Annotated in this window: 11 protein-coding genes; 6 read left to right on the forward strand and 5 right to left on the reverse strand. The window is 58.6% G+C overall.

The features are described 5' to 3' along the window. Positions 1 to 136: 136 nt before the first annotated feature. Together CLV84_RS22395 and CLV84_RS20665 are read left to right on the forward strand one after the other, a co-directional pair. Positions 137 to 544: a helix-hairpin-helix domain-containing protein gene (locus tag CLV84_RS22395; protein ID WP_406603349.1), complete on the forward strand. Its 408-nt coding sequence runs from the start codon at positions 137 to 139 to the stop codon at positions 542 to 544. A 622-nt stretch (positions 545 to 1166) separates the two neighbouring features. Beyond that, positions 1167 to 2429 carry a DEAD/DEAH box helicase gene (locus tag CLV84_RS20665; RefSeq protein WP_104421757.1) on the forward strand — a complete coding sequence of 421 codons (1263 nt, stop codon included), beginning with the start codon at positions 1167 to 1169 and terminating at the stop codon, positions 2427 to 2429. Between the two features lie 75 nt (positions 2430 to 2504). Here CLV84_RS20665 and CLV84_RS20670 read toward each other — a convergent pair whose 3' ends face one another. Then, positions 2505 to 3185: a hypothetical protein gene (locus CLV84_RS20670; protein WP_211295318.1), complete on the reverse strand. Its 681-nt coding sequence runs from the start codon at positions 3183 to 3185 to the stop codon at positions 2505 to 2507. A 329-nt stretch (positions 3186 to 3514) separates the two neighbouring features. On the opposite strand from CLV84_RS20670, the gene CLV84_RS20675 reads away from it, so the two are divergent. The 4 genes from CLV84_RS20675 to CLV84_RS20690 all read left to right on the forward strand — a co-directional run bounded on the left by CLV84_RS20675 (position 3515) and on the right by CLV84_RS20690 (position 8630). Then, positions 3515 to 4132, forward strand: a complete 618-nt coding sequence (locus CLV84_RS20675) for a LytTR family DNA-binding domain-containing protein (protein ID WP_170067808.1) — start codon at positions 3515 to 3517, stop codon at positions 4130 to 4132. A 123-nt stretch (positions 4133 to 4255) separates the two neighbouring features. Then, entirely contained in the window at positions 4256 to 5488 is a 1233-nt protein-coding gene (locus tag CLV84_RS20680; RefSeq protein ID WP_170067809.1) for a PD40 domain-containing protein, read from the forward strand. 193 nt (positions 5489 to 5681) lie between these two features. Beyond that, entirely contained in the window at positions 5682 to 6173 is a 492-nt protein-coding gene (locus CLV84_RS20685) for a DUF6495 family protein (RefSeq protein ID WP_104421760.1), read from the forward strand. 60 nt (positions 6174 to 6233) lie between these two features. After that, positions 6234 to 8630 (forward strand): glycoside hydrolase family 3 N-terminal domain-containing protein, encoded by a 2397-nt coding sequence (locus CLV84_RS20690; RefSeq protein ID WP_104421761.1) that lies wholly within the window; start codon positions 6234 to 6236, stop codon positions 8628 to 8630. Between the two features lie 157 nt (positions 8631 to 8787). Here CLV84_RS20690 and CLV84_RS20695 read toward each other — a convergent pair whose 3' ends face one another. The 4 genes from CLV84_RS20695 to CLV84_RS20710 all read right to left on the reverse strand — a co-directional run bounded on the left by CLV84_RS20695 (position 8788) and on the right by CLV84_RS20710 (position 12832). Then, positions 8788 to 9519 (reverse strand): S24 family peptidase, encoded by a 732-nt coding sequence (locus CLV84_RS20695; RefSeq protein WP_104421762.1) that lies wholly within the window; start codon positions 9517 to 9519, stop codon positions 8788 to 8790. A gap of 749 nt (positions 9520 to 10268) precedes the next feature. Further along, positions 10269 to 11012 carry an enoyl-CoA hydratase-related protein gene (locus CLV84_RS20700; RefSeq protein WP_104421763.1) on the reverse strand — a complete coding sequence of 248 codons (744 nt, stop codon included), beginning with the start codon at positions 11010 to 11012 and terminating at the stop codon, positions 10269 to 10271. Positions 11013 to 11039: 27 nt separating this feature from the next. Continuing rightward, on the reverse strand, positions 11040 to 11843 hold the full coding sequence (locus CLV84_RS20705) for an SDR family oxidoreductase (RefSeq protein WP_245911573.1): 804 nt from the start codon (positions 11841 to 11843) through the stop codon (positions 11040 to 11042). Further along, complete coding sequence (locus tag CLV84_RS20710; protein ID WP_104421765.1) at positions 11840 to 12832, reverse strand: NAD(P)H-dependent flavin oxidoreductase; 993 nt, start codon at positions 12830 to 12832, stop codon at positions 11840 to 11842. The genes CLV84_RS20705 and CLV84_RS20710 overlap by 4 nt, the downstream gene beginning before the upstream one ends. Positions 12833 to 12995 lie beyond the last annotated feature (163 nt).

The raw sequence follows: 12995 nt of genomic DNA on the forward strand, positions 1-12995 counted from the left end.
TGCCACCAATGGCAACGGTAACGGTAATGGTAGTTCCAGCCGTTCTGCTTCCCCTTCCAACGCCGGCCAGCCCGCCAAATCGCGGACTTCGGTTAAGGAAAATACGGAACCGGTGCATATGGAGGACGCCCCCGAGATGCCCTCCGTTGCTCCCGGTATCACGGATGAGGCCGAACTCGCCGCTGCCAACGCCGATCAAGGCGACGCACTGAATACCGCCGAAGTAACCGGTAGCGACCGCCCCGAAGAGGTAGTGCTGCCCAGCGGCAAGAAGTACAAGATCAACGACCTGACCGTTATCGAGGGCGTAGGCCCCGGTATCGCCGGGATCTTGAGCGCTGCGGGCATTAAGAGCTGGGAAGCCCTGGCCGATGCCGACGTGGACTTCCTGAAGGAACAACTCGCGGATGCCGGTGGCAACTACAGTTCCCACGATCCCTCCACCTGGCCCAAGCAGGCACGCCTTGCCGCCGACCAGAACTGGGGAGAGCTGGAAGAGCTGCAGAATAGCCTGCACGGAGGCCGCGCCGTAGAAGAGGAATAATCTTCCCCTACCCCAAAAGAATACGCCCGATCAAGCAGCTGCTCGATCGGGCGTTTTTAGTTCCACACGTGCCCCCAGGTGGTTTGACTCCTGCTAAGAACATGGTTGGGATAGCTGGCCTGGTTCGGTAATCCCCTTGTCTTCCCCCGGCGTGAACCGGGTTCGGAGTCCTGACAAGTCGAAGGAGTTGAGGCCCGCCCTAGACAGGCCGAAGTCACTTCCCAATTTAAATAAATTGTAGGGTCAACCAAGTTTTAGGACCCGTGTGGAATAGCATCAACGCAGGATCCCCCCGTAGGGTTGTCCGCTCCCCCGGCTAATGCGTCGCCGTCATAGCCCCCTACCCTGCCCTCTCGACCGATAGCACCCGCGACCGAAACCCGATAGCCCCCGAAGGGATCACTGTTAAATATTTTCCCACGGGGATAAATAAATAATGCGTACCTTTGCGCCGCGAGCCGGGACTCTTTGCTTCTACCGATCCACGCCTCGCGCGATATTCCCGACTGCTCGGGTATCATACCATTCGGACCGAAGCACGTACGATTGCTATCCGGCTACCTTGCCGGCCCTGGCATGGCTCCCCCGCATTCCGCGGGGTTGATAATTCCCTTTTACCTTTATGGACAGTAAACGTCCCGCTTCCCGCTCCGGCAAAGGCCGCAGCTCTAGTAAACCCCAACGTTCCGGCGGAAACCGACGCTCCGGCGGCGGTGGCGGCGGAAACCGCGATCGCCGCGGTAGCGGTGGTGGCCGCTCCAACCACAACTATATTCCCCTGCCCGCCGACATGATGGTGCACGAGGGTGTACCCCTGAAATCCGTCGAGTACCACGCGGAAACCAAATTCGCCGACTGGCCGATCAACGCCAAGCTGAAGAGCGCCATCAAGGCCGCCGGCTGGGTATACCCCACCGAGATCCAGGAGAAATCCTTTAAGGATGTCGCAGCCATGAAAGATGTTATGGGTATCGCCACCACCGGTACCGGTAAGACCGGCGCATTCCTGATTCCCCTGATCGATGCCTTGCTGGAAAGCGAGGATCCCTTCCAGACCCTCGTGCTGGCTCCAACACGCGAACTGGCTCTCCAGATCGAGGACGAATTCCGGGCCCTCACCCTCGGGATGAAGTACAACGCCATCACCCTGATCGGCGGCCGCAACATCAACACCGACATCGTCAACCTGAAAAAGCGCAGCTACCACCTCGTAGTGGCCACGCCGGGACGACTCAAAGACCTCTACCAGCAAGGTAAGATCGACCTACAGGAAGCCAGCGTGCTGGTGCTCGACGAGTTTGACCGCATGCTCGACATGGGCTTCCAGAAGGACGTGATGTTCCTCACCGAAAAGATGGGTGACCGCGACCAGACCATGCTCTTCTCCGCTACCCTCGACAAGAGCCAGCAGAAGCTTATCGATCACTTCCTGACCGATTACGAAACCATCAAGGTCAGTAGCGGGGAAGCTTCCGCCGAGCACATTAACCAGTCCGTGCGCTTCGTCGAGCCCGACAACAAGTTCGACGAACTGATCGAGATGCTCCAGCAGCCCGACATGAAGCGGGTACTGATCTTCGCCGAAACGAAGCACCGGGTCAAGAAGGTAACCAAGAAGTTGAACCAGGCCGGTATTTCCGCCGATGAGATTCACGGCAACAAAAGTCAGAACTACCGCCAGAAAGCCCTGAACGCCTTCAAGTCCGGTAAGCTCACTGCGCTCTGCGCTACCGACGTAGCGGCCCGCGGACTCGACATCGATGATATCACCCACGTCATCAACTTCGAGGCGCCTACCGACTACGACACCTACATCCACCGCGTAGGCCGTACGGGCCGCGCCGGCAAGGGAGGTGAAGCGATTACTTTCGTAGATAAGGCCTAGAGAACGACTTGGCGGGCCGAAGGGTCTGCCGCCTGACTTCGAACGTATAACCTATTTGAAAGGTAACCGGCGGGACTAGTCCCGCCGGTCCTGTTTCAGGGCGTCCCGTAGGGCATCCTTATCCATTTTACTGCGTCCGTCGATTCCCCTCTCCCGGGCCAGATCGTACAGCTCGTCCTTGGTTTTATCCGCAAGGGTGTCTTCCTCTTGGGCACTGTAAGTTTTGATGATGGCCTGCTTCAGCTCGCCCTTATCCATGTTGCTGCGCCCCTGCACGTCCAATTCCTGCGCACGATCCATCAGCTCCTCCTTCGTGAGCCCTTCCTCTCCGTCGATCGCATTTATCTCGACCATCGTTCGGCGCACGATGTCGGGCCAGTCGGCGAACTGTTCCCCCCGATCGTCCTCCTTTTTCTTGGTGCGATTGGCCTGCCGGCGGCCGTCATCGGTAAGCAGGGCCCAGGCGTCGTGGGGAAGGTAGCGGGCCATGCCCTCCGCCCCTTCGGCGTCGGCCGATCCCTGGCTGGTTTCCCACTGATTTTCCGTCCACTGCTCCAGACTTCGGGCCGCTTCGTCCTTGTCGTCATTTTTATACCCGCCTTCTTGCTTCTCGTATTCCTGCACGAGTAATTGACTCTTGCGGGCGCTCCACTGTCCGGGGGATCCCCCCTTGTCGGAGTCCATCAATGCTTTCTTGATTTTCCGGCGTAGCTCCGGCTTCGTGTATTTCTCGGCGTAATTGTCGTCGTTTGCCATGGGTCACCTTTTTGAGGGTAACTCCACCGGGGGAAAGGGGTTCAGATCGCGCGGGGGATCGATTGTCCGGGTGAAAGTCGCACGACCGAACCCGGCTTGCGGCGTACCACCAAAACCGCTTAACTTTCAAGCGACATCTTTCAGTATCGATGACGCTACGCCTACATCCCCGGGAACGCCACGGTTTGTATTTGCTGTATGGCGGATGCGCGGTGGGGTACTATCTGTTCACCTGGTAAGGGTACGGAGGACTTGCGGGCGGTCACCCACCGCTTTGGGATATTGAAGAGTTTTTCGCGGCGTCGGGAGCGAAGTTTATCAGCTTCTTTTTGGTTTCGGCCATCCTCCTCCGTTACTTCGATCGGGCGGAGCAGGCCACTTCCCCCGGACGTTTCTTCTGCGGACAAGTAGTGGCACTGGGTTGTTTCGTCGTAGCGGCTCACGTGCTGCAGACCTTCGTACTAAACGGTTTCGGCTGGGTCCAATTTTTCGGCGGACGGCTTTCTCCGCTCAATCATCTCGTAGCCGTGGGTTTCTACCTGTTGCAGTTGACGGTGGTGCTTACGCTGAAAGTGTACGCCACCGACCCGGTTGAAGTACAACAGGTCATTACACTGCCTCCGGGATTCGGTACGGTCCTGGCCCGAAAAGGAGCCTACGAGGTGCCGCTGGCCTGGGAGCGGATAGCCTATATTCAAGCCTTCGGCAACTACACAAGGGCCTGGGTGGACGGCGAAAGTTACCTGCTCTCCTTTGGCATCGGCAGCCTCCCGGGGCAGGCGTTCGCGACCGGCTTCCTGCGGATTCACCGGTCCTATTGCCTTAACCCCGAACACCTACGGGGTATCGTACGGGAAGGCCGGAACTACCGCGTGGAATTAACCGATGGAACCCGGCTGCCGATAGGGCGAACATACCTGCCGACGATCAAGGCATGGCGGCGGTGACCCCTTCGTCATCCTTTTGTACCGTTCGTCACGGACAGCTCTCCTGGTTCCATCCTGGGGAGTTACTTGGGGTTCATGAAGAAACGTTGCACCCGCGCCCGGCGCCCAAAAATTCTGTTGATCATGGTCCTACTGACCGGCTATGTGGACGGTCAGACCGGTTCGGTAGCGGAGAACTACCCGGATGGAAGTCCGAAACTATATCACGAAACAAAGGACAGTCTCCCGGACGGCCGCTGGACGGAATGGTACCCCGACGGTACACTGCGCTACCGGGCGGAATGGAGGCGGGGGAAGGGCCACGGACGTTGGGAATACTTTTATCCGAATGGCGTCCTCCGGTCGGATGAAGTGTTCGAGAACGATCTGCCCGTTGGAATTTCCAGAATCTATCACCCCAACGGTCAGCTCGCGGAGGAAAGCGTGTACGTCGCGGGGAAACGCCATGGCATTCGGACCACTTACTCCCCCACCGGGGTTCCGGAACGCATCCGGCGCTACCGCAACGGCGAGCGCATCATCGACCACCCGGAGGAGTTTGCACCGGGAATTTTGTCAACGGAGGCAGACGAATGGGGCCTCAGTTTCACGCCTTCCGGCGATACGATTTACTTCACGCGACGTCTGCCGGAGGATCGCAGACAACGGATATACCGAAGCCGCCTGACGGATACCGGTTGGACGACGCCACTGATCGTACCCTTTTCCACGGACACCGACGAAAGCCCCTTCGTGACCCGTGACGGTCGGTGGATCTATTTCGCGTCTTTCCGTCCGCTCCCCGGCCAAACCGGCGCCCCGAAAAACGACATGAACCTGTGGCGGGTACGCAGGAGCAACGGAAATTACGAAACGGCCACGCCCGTATCCGGCCCCCTGAACCGTACCCGGAAAGACAACGACCCGTGGCCCTATGCGTACGAGGCCGGTCCGCACCTGGGGGCCGAAGGGTCGCTCTACTACTGGAGCGCGCTGGCGCGCGGCGGCAGTGCCGATCTCCTACGCAGTGATCCGGACCCCGCGGGAAATTTCGGCCCTCCCGTAGCCCTTACCGCGGTGAACACCCCGGCGGCGGAGAGTGGCCCGGCCCTGTCACCCGACGGGAACTACTTGCTCTTCAGCTCGTACGGACGCACGGATGGTTTCGGGATGGAAGACCTTTACGTGGCCCGCCGAACGGCAACCGGCTACGGCGACGCCGTCAATTTGGGGCCGCTCATTAACGGGCCGGGAAACGAGGGCTGCGCAACCTTTTCACCGGACGGCGCTTACTTCTACTTCTGCCGGGACGCGGGTGAGGGTACATCGTCCAACCTGTACTACCTGGAAACGGCCTACCTGCCACTACCCCGGTAGACCGTTGGCCGCCGGCCGGCCGCGGCAGGAGGGAGAACGCGACGGCGAAATAGCGATTCCCTTCGGTGCAGCGACAACTAAACCGCAACCCTAGCCAAGGCGGATATTTCCGACGTAAGTTGCAATCCCTATCCGCACCAATTTGCAGCTTGGGTGCAAAACTACCCCTCCCTACGATTGTTTGAGCTTGCCTATGAAGGAAACCAAATTTCGCCGGCTGCGGCGGGACGAGCTCGAGGAAGTAAGGCCGCAGTTTGTTAAATTTCTGAGCGTCAACGGCATCGACGCGGACAGCTGGGTACGGATCAAGACGGAAGATCCCCAACGCGCCGACGGCTTGATCCTGCAGTTCAGCCAGATCGTCTTTTCCGGCGTTATCGACCGCGTGGAATACCTCATTCAACGCAACCCCCACGATCTGCGCACCTACCGTACCGGCCCGGAGAAAATAGAGATGCGGGGCCTGCTCATCAGTGGGGAGACCTCGGTGGACCTGACCGATACCGAACTCCCCCCCCAGGAAATTTTTGCCCGCCTTAAGGCCGACGGCGCCCGACCCAAACTTTACTCCGCCGAGCGCGCTTATTTACCCATCGGCCGCGACCAGGATATTTTTCTACGGATGGAAGAAGGCGCGCTAATTGATAATGGCGCGTTGTTTCAGTTACTCGACGGTCTGAAGTAAGGTTTTACTCGGGGCTACCCGTGATTTGCCTATTTTAACCTTCCATCCCAATCCGACTGCATGCTTGCGTACCGTTTTGCCTTCCTGTTCTTGGCGTTGCAGTTGCTGTCGTGTGAACAGGATACCCAATCGTCGACCTCCGCCCCGACCACCGCGGCTGAGAATACGCCCCGGACAAATACGGAGCTGGCGATTTATAAGGATGCCAGCCAGCCCGTCGCGGATCGCATCGCCGACCTCATCGGTCGCATGACCACGGAGGAGAAAGTGGCCCAACTTACGGCCGTTTGGGCCGACAAGCACAAAATGGAAACGGAAGACTACGCCTTCGACCCGACGAAGGCGGAGCAGGTCATTCCACATGGTATCGGTCACCTTACCCGTCCCAGCGAGCGGAGCGGTTCGGGTGAGCCCGGGCGCAGCGGCGCCGAAACGGTGACCTACGTCAACGCCGTGCAAAAATGGCTGGTCGAAAAAACCCGGCTCGGAATACCCGCCCTCGTGCACGAGGAAAGCCTGCACGGCCTTACTGCGAAAGATGCTACCAGCTGGGGGCAGCCTATTTCTATCGCCGCCACCTTTAATCGCCGCCTCACCCGACGCCTGTACGAAGTTGCCGGTCGACAGGCGGCGAGTCGCGGTACCCACGTGGTACTCGCCCCCGTCGTCGACGTAGCCCGGGACCCTCGCTGGGGCCGGGTGGAAGAAACCCTGGGCGAGGATCCTTACCTGGCCGGGGAAATCGGACTACAGGCCGTACTGGGATTCCAAGGCGATAACGACCGGTGGAACGAGGGGGAAGTATTCGCTACCCTGAAACACATGGCGGGCCACGGCGAACCCGAGGGGGGGAACAACATCGGTCCGGCCCACATCAGCGAACGGACGCTGCGGGAAGTATTTCTCTATCCCTTCCGCTACATCGTGCAAAACGGAAACGTCCGCAACATCATGGCCAGCTACAATGAAGTGAACGGAATCCCGAGTCACGCCAATGGCTGGATGCTGAACGACGTCCTCCGCGGCGAATGGGGCTACGAAGGCGCCGTCCTTTCCGATTATTTCGCCGTGCGGGAGTTACACGACCGTCACGCGGTAGCCGAAAACCTGAAGCAAGCCGCCATCCGGGCCATCCGTAGTGGGGTTGACCTCGAACTCCCGGACCGCGAGGCCTTTCCCTATCTGGTAGAGGCGGTGAATTCCGGTCAGCTCGACGAGGCTATTTTAGATCGGGCGGTGGGCCGCATCCTGAAGCAAAAATTCGATCGCGGACTCTTTGAGAACCCCTACGTAGATCCAGACGGCGCGCTATCGAATACCGAAGCGGACGACGAACTGGTAAGAAGGGCCGGCACGGAAAGCATGATCCTACTCAAAAACGAGGGCGTGCTGCCGCTGGCCGAGGGGCTAACCGTGGCGGTGGTAGGACCTAATGCCGACCGCGTGCTGCTCGGCGGCTACAGCGGCGAGCCCGCACACTTCGTTACGGTTCGCGAGGGGATGGAAGCTCACGCCGCCGCGACGAATGGTGCCGTTATCTATTCCGAGGGGACGCGCCTTACTGAACCCGGTAGCTGGTACAAGGACCCGGTAGTCGCGGTCAGTGAAGCAGATGACCGGAAACGAATTGCCAAGGCGGTGAAGGACGTCGCATCGGCGGATGTCATCGTACTCGCCCTGGGAGGCAACGAGCTGACCAGTAGGGAAGCCTGGGCGGAAAGTCACCTCGGCGATCGGCCCTCACTGGAAATGGTGGGTACGCAGAACGAACTGATCGATGCTCTGGCTGAGTTGGACATCCCCATAATTGGATTGGTGTTCGGAGGGAGGCCGCTGAATATCTCGAACCTCACCGACAAAGCGGACGCCGTTTTTCAATGCTTCTACCTCGGCCAGGAAACGGGGCACAGCATTGCCGACGTAGTTTACGGAACGGTCTCCCCAAGCGGGAAACTCCCCATCAGCCTGCCTAGGTCGGCGGGTCATCTTCCCGCCTACTACAACTATAAGCCTACCGCGCGCCGGGGCTATCTCATGGACGAGGTCAGTGCGCTATTCCCCTTCGGTTACGGAATGAGTTATACCAACTTCACTTTCTCTGAACCCCGCCTAGGAACTGAGCAAATCATGACCAACGGCAACACTACGGTAACCGTGGAGGTGACGAACACCGGCAAGGTGACCGGCCAGGAAGTGGTGCAACTCTACATCCGCGACGACTACAGCACGGTAACCCGTCCGGTGAAGGAACTCCGTGGCTTCGAAAAAGTCACTTTGGCGCCGGGAGAAACCCGACAGGTCACCTTCGAGCTTGGTTACGACCAACTGAACTACCTCAATGGGAATATGGAGTACCTGGTCGAACCGGGAACCTTCCAGATCATGGTCGGCAACAGCAGCCGGGACGCGGACTTACAACGTACGGTACTTACCGTCATCGATCAGGCCGCCCGATAGCCGAGCACCCCGTAGCAACGTAGATACCGGCCCGACAAACTTGCCGGACCGGTACACAAACAAAAACAGCAGGATAAATCGTTGCTAAATACAAAGCGGTGGCCCGACGCCGTATGGCCGGACCACCGCCTTTATCAGGGATAGTTTACCAAAAGTGCTATAGATCGCTAATCCGCTTCTGCACTTCGTACAGGCGGGTATTCTTGTCGACATCCTCGACCCATGGATCGTGCTCGAGATAGTTAGCGCTGATCAGTTTGAGCGAGTGAATACGTCCCTTGCCGTCCTTGATAGGCTGCACGTACTTTACCCACAGACTTCCTTTGGAACGGACGGCGTAGATCTTATTCTCCTTTATCTCGTGGACCCCGGCAATCTGGCGACAAATAACCAGGTCTCCGTCGTTGATGACGGGCTCCATGGAATTACCGTTGATCGGAAAGGCAACGTAGCCGTCGCCGAAGAGGTCGGGGAGGGAAAAGAAGGATGCCTCTTCGCGGAGGAAGCTATCGCCATCCACACTAGCGCCGGCAAAGGCCTCCACGGAGGTGTAAAGAATGTTCTGCTTGGCTTCGCCGCCTTCGACGTCGCTTACTTTAGGCAGGTCCATGCCGAACGGAGAACCGGTGCCCTCGAGGAGGTAATCGGTGTTGACGCCGTATTCGGTGCACACCCGACGTGCTTGCTCGTAGTTGATGCAGCGCTTGTCATCGGGATTCAGGTAAGCCCGGATAATGTGCCCGTAAGAACGATTGTTCAGAATCCGCTTGGCGAAATCACCCAATCCCCGACCGTTGCGGTCGTTCTTGATGATCTCTCCCCGGTCTTCCAATATCTGGAAAACTTCGCGGAACCGGTCGTTCAACTCGCGACGGTCTTCGGTAATCATATTTCAGTATCAGTTTATTTAAGTACAAATTAAAACATTTTCAAACACTCCCGCAAGTTTTCAACAAGTTTATTTAAATTATTGTGGGAAAACCGGTAGGATCTGGGTGGAAATGTTGGTTTCGGGCGTGCCGCGGCGTGGGCGAAGCCTTTGCTCGCTTGGCAATACATCCCTCAAATGGCCGTTGGGGTTGTTTGGGCACTGAACCGGGGCTGCCTGACAAAGCGCGAATAAGGGAGGATGAGGTCTACGGGACGCGAAACTCTCCCAGGACCGTTGGCAGGATAATTCGGGGAAGCAAAACTGGTGCGGTGTCAAGTTAGAAATTGAGACTTGCCGCCAAATCAGCCACGGACGTTCTTCGCATTCAAGGCTAGTGAAATCACCAATCAATTGCCTATTCGTTCGGCTGTTGGGGTTCGACTGCGCTGCAGTCGATCGTGCTTTCCCTCCACATACCCGGAGTTGTACTCCGGGCAATGTGGGTTGGTCCGCGCTGCGGTCCTGCAAGGCTTGTCAACCCGGAGGGTTAGGTGCGGAATGGGGAAGCTTTTGCGACGAGGCACGAAAGGCAAAAGCTGCCCCACTTTACCCCCCAACTAAAGGGGACTACACTCCAGAAGGTGTTTGAACGGAGCATCGCGCCAAATGATATTACAGATAACCTTTAGATGCTAACTCGACACCGCACTAGTCGATAAGGGGAAAGTTTGGGCGAACGCTGGATAATTGTTGGTTGATTATCTCGCTTAGTGGTTGAAGCCCGCCATCAGGGCACTGCTCACGTCCGCTACGTAAGCTAGTCCTTCACGGATGGCGTGATCGCGTTGGTGCAACAGCGTACGTTTGATTCCCGCCACCACGCGCGGTGGTTTGGCGACGATTGCGTCGGCAACTCGTCCGGTACGGTACTGGAGTTGGGCCGTATTGCCGAGGGCATCATTGACCAGTCCGATGCGCAAAGCCTCCCTCCCATCGAAGGTACGGGCCGTAAAGGCCAGTTCGGCGGCCATCCCCGGCGAGACGATACGTGGTAGGCGCTGCAGGGTGCCTAGGTCGGCCACGATACCCAGGTCTACCTCCTTTACACTGAATTGGGTGTCTTTCGTGCAGTAGCGCAAGTCGCAGGCCACCGCGATGTCGACGCCCCCGCCGATGCAACTACCGTGAATGGCTGCGATCACCGGCTTCCGGCAGCGCTCGATGGAATTGATGCAATCCTGCAGGTCGGTGATAAACTCGCGGACCTGGTCGCGGATGGCCTCCCGGCTACCCGTGAATCGCGCCTGCATATCCTGTAAAACGCTCAGGTCGATCCCCGCGCAAAAGTGCTTCCCCTCCCCTTCGAGGATTACCGCGCGGACGTCGCCGTCGGCATCCGCCCGGTGGAAGGCGTCCCGCAGCCCGCGCCAGCCGGCCAGGTCCAGGGCATTGGCCCGTTGCGGACGATCGAAAACGATGCGGGCGGTACGATCGGTTACGGTGTAGTGCATGGAAGTTTTCTATTGGTACGGATGGGATCAGGAGGAGCGCACTCCGTTGACGAGCCGCATCCGGTCGGAGTGCAGGTGATCGAGTCCGTCGACGTAGAGGGTGGTGCCACTGGTGTAGCTAGATAGCGGACTGGCGAGAAAGAGTACGGCATTGGCGACCTCCTCCACCCTGCCGTGGCGCCCCATCAGGTTGTCGGCCTTCATCTCCTCTAGCAGGGCTTTGACGGGCTCGGCGTAGGTATGCAGTCCAGAACTGATGATGGTGCCCGGGGCCACGCAGTTGACGCGTACATTGTAGGTCGCCCATTCCTGGGCCAGGCTTTTCGTCAGGTTTTCCACCCCCGCGCGGGCGGCTCCGGTGTGGGCCATGCCGGGGAAGCCTCGGGCCATATTGACGATAATGTTGACGATGTTGCCAGACGCCTGGGGGATGAAAAAGTGCTCGGCCATGATCCGGCTGACGTAAAACGTGCCGTTCAGGTTGGTATTGATCACGGCATTCCAGCCATTATCGCTGATGGCCCGGGCAAGGCTCGGAAATTGGCCACCGGCGTTGTTGACGAGCAGATCCAGTCGTCCGTATTCCGACTTGATCCGTTCGGCAAGGCGTTCCACCTGCGCTCCGTCGCGAATATCGCACGCCTGGTAGCGGCAGGGGCCCAGCTTGCTGAGTTGTTCGGCGGCTTCCGCTAGTGGCGCTTCCTTCCGGGAACAGATCGCCACTTTAGCGCCCAGTTTCAGGAGCGCTTCCGCGATACCGTAGCCGATGCCGGAGCGGCCGCCGGTGACCAGGGCTACTTTATCCTCGAATAGATTCGCTGCGTACATCATCTAGCGGGCTTTACTTCCGCGTTGGGAAATTTATTCAGCAGCGAGGCTTGCTCCCCGATAGCGGCGATCATCTCCCGCTTGAGCCGGTCGATCAGTTCCGCCGCGGGCAGGTTGTCCTTTATACTAGCTACCCCGTGCCCGGCGCTCCATAGGTTTTTCCAGGCTTTAGCCTCGTGCTCCGCGCCGAAGTCGGCCTTGGCCTGCTGATCCCACATTTCCTTCGTGATACCGGCTGCCTCCAGACTGGCCACCATCCAGTTGGCCGGAATGCCGGAAACCGAGGCGGTGTAGATGATGTCGCGGGTGCCGGATTTAATGATCATGTCCTTATAGGCGTCGTCGGCCACGGCTTCCTGGGTATTGATGAACCGGGTACCCATGTAAGCTAGGTCAGCCCCCATTTGCAGGGCGGTGGCCACGTCGCGGCCCGTGCTGAGCGCCCCGGCCACCAGGATGACGCCGTCAAACATCTCGCGGATCTCTGCAACGAAAGGAATAGGATTGAGGGAACCCGCGTGTCCGCCAGCTCCGGCGCAGACGAGGATCAGCCCGTCCACCCCGGCATCGATCGCTTTCTGGGCGTGGTAAGTATTGGTAACGTCGTGGAAGACCAGTCCGCCATAGCCGTGCACGGCATCGACCACCTCCTTCACGGCGCCGAGACTGGTTATGACGAGGGGTACTTGCTGGCGCACGATCACTTCCAGGTCGGCCTGGACGCGCGGATTGGTTTTATGGACAATCAGGTTGACGCCGTAGGGGGGCAGCGGTTTCCCCCGTCGTTCCGATTCGGCCCGGAGTTCGCTTTTGATCTCCACCACCCATTCCTCAAACCCCTCGGTCGAACGGTTATTAAGGGCGGGAAAAGTGCCGAGCACCCCGTGCTTACAGCACTCCAGTACGAGCTGCTGCTGTGAGACGATGAACATGGGGGATACGACCACCGGGATATCCAGGTGCAGGCGTTCTACTATTTGCTGCCGATTCATTTGGGCAAAGTAGCGAAAATTCGCCTATTCCAGAGCAGCCCGGGGCAGTGAGTATTCCGGTGGATCAGTAGATAGGTAGCTACCGGCTTGATTTGCGGAACCCGCCATCGGACAAGATGATCAAGTTACGACCCGACGGGCGGGCGGCACCTGCAACATCAGC

Source organism: Neolewinella xylanilytica, from assembly GCF_002934605.1.
Taxonomy (GTDB): domain Bacteria; phylum Bacteroidota; class Bacteroidia; order Chitinophagales; family Saprospiraceae; genus Neolewinella; species Neolewinella xylanilytica.

What these genes read in the sequence shown, in the direction of transcription:
- CLV84_RS22395 (WP_406603349.1), top strand. Translation starts at nt 137, where the DNA reads ATGCCCTCCGTTGCTCCCGGTATCACGGATGAGGCCGAACTCGCCGCT.
- CLV84_RS20665 (WP_104421757.1), top strand. Translation starts at nt 1,167, where the DNA reads ATGGACAGTAAACGTCCCGCTTCCCGCTCCGGCAAAGGCCGCAGCTCT.
- CLV84_RS20670 (WP_211295318.1), bottom strand. Translation starts at nt 3,185, where the DNA reads ATGGCAAACGACGACAATTACGCCGAGAAATACACGAAGCCGGAGCTA.
- CLV84_RS20680 (WP_170067809.1), top strand. Translation starts at nt 4,256, where the DNA reads ATGGTCCTACTGACCGGCTATGTGGACGGTCAGACCGGTTCGGTAGCG.
- CLV84_RS20685 (WP_104421760.1), top strand. Translation starts at nt 5,682, where the DNA reads ATGAAGGAAACCAAATTTCGCCGGCTGCGGCGGGACGAGCTCGAGGAA.
- CLV84_RS20690 (WP_104421761.1), top strand. Translation starts at nt 6,234, where the DNA reads ATGCTTGCGTACCGTTTTGCCTTCCTGTTCTTGGCGTTGCAGTTGCTG.
- CLV84_RS20695 (WP_104421762.1), bottom strand. Translation starts at nt 9,519, where the DNA reads ATGATTACCGAAGACCGTCGCGAGTTGAACGACCGGTTCCGCGAAGTT.
- CLV84_RS20700 (WP_104421763.1), bottom strand. Translation starts at nt 11,012, where the DNA reads ATGCACTACACCGTAACCGATCGTACCGCCCGCATCGTTTTCGATCGT.
- CLV84_RS20705 (WP_245911573.1), bottom strand. Translation starts at nt 11,843, where the DNA reads ATGATGTACGCAGCGAATCTATTCGAGGATAAAGTAGCCCTGGTCACC.
- CLV84_RS20710 (WP_104421765.1), bottom strand. Translation starts at nt 12,832, where the DNA reads ATGAATCGGCAGCAAATAGTAGAACGCCTGCACCTGGATATCCCGGTG.